This window comes from Streptomyces sp. NPDC058157, assembly GCF_042884105.1.
Lineage (GTDB): Bacteria > Actinomycetota > Actinomycetes > Streptomycetales > Streptomycetaceae > Streptomyces.
Map to the genome: position 1 here is coordinate 1 of NZ_JBHVUQ010000440.1, position 1,379 is coordinate 1,379.

At 72.1% G+C, this 1,379-nt stretch carries 1 protein-coding gene; it reads right to left on the bottom strand.

Annotated elements, in window-relative coordinates:
- Positions 1-146: 146 nt before the first annotated feature.
- Complete coding sequence (locus ACFVXK_RS38695; RefSeq protein WP_389622107.1) at positions 147-1,226, bottom strand: serine hydrolase domain-containing protein; 1,080 nt, start codon at positions 1,224-1,226, stop codon at positions 147-149.
- Between the last annotated feature and the right edge of the window lie 153 nt (positions 1,227-1,379).

Sequence of the window (1,379 nt, forward strand, 5' to 3'; positions counted from 1 at the left end):
TCGGTGCGGTTGCAGGTGGAGAGGAGGACCGCCTCGGCCACCTGCGGGGTATCGCGCAGCGACGCCAATGCCTGGGGCAGGGCGTCGCCGCCAATGGACGTGCGTGCCCCGCCCCTCCGCCGTCGTGTCCCACGGTCCCTCCCCGCTCAGAACACCTCGGCGACGAGCCGCTTCTGCGCCTCCCCGAACAGCTCCCCCACCCGCATCATGTCGAGCCGGGCGTCCCCGCAGGTCACGGAGGCGGTGAAGGTGGTGGCGCCGTCGGGCGAGCTGAACATCAGCGCCCCCCAGCCCCACATGCCGCCGTTGTGGGTGTAGACGGTGCGGCCGTCCTCCGTCCGCTGCACGAACAGCCCGAGGCCGTAGCCCAGCTTGGGGTGCGGCGTGCGCATCTCCTCCAGCAGTTCGGCGGGCAGGATCCGGCCGCCCATCAGGGCGGAGAAGAAGACGTGCAGGTCACGGGTGGTCGAGATCATGTCACCGGCGGCGGAGATCCAGGAGGGGTTCGAGCGGGTGACGTCGAGGGTCTTCCACTCCTCCCCGTCCTGGTAGACGTACGTGGCACGGGCGTGCGGCTCCGGGATCTCGGGCGAGTCCTCCGGCAGCACCGTGCCGGTCAGGCCCAGCGGGGTGAGGATCCGGCGCCGCATCTCCTCGGCGAAGGCGCGGCCGGCGGCCTTCTCGACCAGCAGGCGGAGCAGGACGTAGTTGGTGTTGGAGTAGCTCCAGTCGGTCCCCGGCTCGAACCGCGCGGGCCGGGACAGGGCGAGGCGGACCAGTTCCTCGGGGCGGTAGGTCCGGAAGAGGTCGTCCACCCATTCCTGCCCCTCCCAGGCGATGCCCGGGGCGGTCGTCCCGTCCTCGTAGTACTCGCCGGTGAAGTTGAACAGCCCGCTGGTGTGCTGGAGGAGCATCCGCGGGGTGATCCGCGGGTCCAGCCCGTACTCGGGGAGGTGCTCGGCGACCGGGCCGTCGAGCTCCAGGCGGCCGTCGGCCACCAGGAGGAGCACGAGGGTCGCGGTGAAGACCTTGGTGTTGCTGCCGATCCGGAAGTGCCCGTCGGTGGGCGGCGCGGCGCTCCCGCCCGGCTCGGCGAGCCCGGCACTGCCGACCCACTCGCCCTGCGGATCGTTCACCCTCAGCTGCACCCCGGCCCAGCCGGAGTCGACGATGTCCTGGAGGGCCTGCTGGAGCTCGGGGCGGTGGTGGCGGCGGTCGTCGGTCATGGTGGTTCGCTCCTTGAGTCTGAGGGCGGGGTGCGTGCGGGGTGCGTGCGGGGCGGGGCCGGTCAGATGCTGCGGGCGGTGATGTCGCCGTAGGCGGTGGTGGCGCGGATGGTGAGGGCGGCGGCGGGGCCGTCGGTGTTGTTCAGGGCGTTG